Origin of the sequence: uncultured Tateyamaria sp., assembly GCF_947503045.1 — a bacterium.
GTDB lineage: Bacteria > Pseudomonadota > Alphaproteobacteria > Rhodobacterales > Rhodobacteraceae > Tateyamaria.
Genome location: NZ_CANNCF010000023.1, coordinates 1 through 1,231, shown reverse-complemented (window position 1 = coordinate 1,231; position 1,231 = coordinate 1). Strand labels below are relative to the sequence as shown.

Here is a 1,231-nt window from a genome sequence, read left to right as displayed (position 1 = left end):
TGGATCTGTCGCGGTTTGATGCCGCTCCTTTGATAGCATTTACTGCAACAAAGGAGACCGACTATGGGACCGAAACGGACGGACGAATTCCGCCAAGATGCGGTGCGTATTGCGCTGACCAGTGGGCTGACGCGCAAGCAAGTGGCTGACGATCTAGGCGTTGGCATGTCGACGCTGAACAAATGGATCACAGCACATCGAGACACGAACGTGGTTTCACAAGAAGATTTAGACCTTGCAAAAGAGAATGAGCGGCTTCGACGTGAGAACCGGCTTCTCAAGGAGGAGAGGGAGATCTTAAAAAAGGCCACCCAGTTCTTCGCGGGCCTAAAGCAATGAGATTCAGGTTTATCGAAGAACACAGCGGCCACTTCCCAGCCAAGCGGTTATGCGATGTTGTCGGCGTCAGCACGCGCGGGCTACGGGCGTTCCGCAACCGCCCGGCCAGCCGCAGGCAGCGATCTGATCTGGTCACGTTGGCACACATCAAAGAACAATCCCGTCTCAGCTTGGGCAGCTATGGCAGGCCGCGCATGACCGAAGAGTTGAAGGAGATCGGCCTGGACGTCGGTCATCGCCGTGTGGGCCGTTTGATGCGCCAGAACGGCATATCCGTCGTCAGAACACGCAAACATAAGGTGACAACGGATAGCGATCACAGGTTCAACACTGCACCCAACCTGCTGGACCGTGACTTTGTGGCAGACAAGCCCAATCAGAAATGGGCGGGCGACATCAGCTATGTCTGGACGCGTGAAGGCTGGTTGTACCTTGCTGTGATCCTGGACCTGCATTCCCGGCGCGTGATCGGCTGGGCCGTGAGCAACCGCATGAAGCGTGACCTCGCGATCCGGGCGTTGAAGATGGCCATCGCGTTCCGGCAACCACACAAAGGCTGCATTCATCATACGGACCGTGGGTCGCAATATTGTTCACACGACTACCAGAAGCTCCTGCGCCAGCACGGGTTCAAGGTATCGATGTCTGGCAAAGGTAATTGCTACGATAATGCGGCTGTTGAGACGTTCTTCAAAACCATCAAGGCTGAGCTGATCTGGCGGCATCCCTGGGAAACGCGACGAAAAGCTGAGATGGCCATCTTTGAATACATCAACGGCTTTTACAATCCGCGCCGCAGACACTCAGCACTCGGCTGGAAAAGCCCCGTCGCATTCGAAAGAAAAGTGGCTTAAACGAGCACTTGGGGCGGCACGAAAGCGCGACAGGTCCA

Annotated in this window: 1 protein-coding gene; it reads left to right on the top strand. The window is 55.8% G+C overall.

The window, feature by feature from the left end:
• Nucleotides 1-63: 63 nt before the first annotated feature.
• A protein-coding gene (locus Q1A89_RS23445) for an IS3 family transposase (protein WP_299734156.1) occupies nt 64-1,193 on the top strand; the annotation gives its coding sequence in 2 pieces (ribosomal slippage) (nt 64-307 and nt 307-1,193; 1,131 coding nt in all).
• Nucleotides 1,194-1,231 lie beyond the last annotated feature (38 nt).